This is a genomic window from Pseudomonas sp. AC463, from assembly GCF_979253585.1.
Genome location: NZ_CEEDDZ010001079.1, coordinates 1 through 242, shown reverse-complemented (window position 1 = coordinate 242; position 242 = coordinate 1). Strand labels below are relative to the sequence as shown.

Annotated in this window: 1 protein-coding gene; it reads right to left on the bottom strand. The window is 69.4% G+C overall.

Going from position 1 to position 242, the window contains the following annotated elements:
* Positions 1-242, bottom strand: a 242-nt coding sequence (locus AC0IYH_RS33595) for an aromatic amino acid lyase (RefSeq protein ID WP_471838772.1), incomplete at both ends; no start/stop codon positions are given.

Below are 242 nucleotides of genomic sequence, written 5' to 3'. Positions count from 1 at the left end.
GTCCGCCAGGGCTGCTGGCAAGACGGTGGATTCGGCGCGCTGGCGCAACCAGACACCCTGGTTGGCAGCCAGCAGCGTGGCCGCGGCGACCTGTTCGGCTAGTTCCAGGCTGCGCAGGGCGTCGCGGGCGGCGATGGTGCCCATGCTCACCTTGTCCTGGTTGTGGCATTCGGTGGAGCGCGAGAACACGCTCGCCGGCATGGTGTTCTTCAGGGCTTCGGCCGACCAGGCGCTGGCGCCGA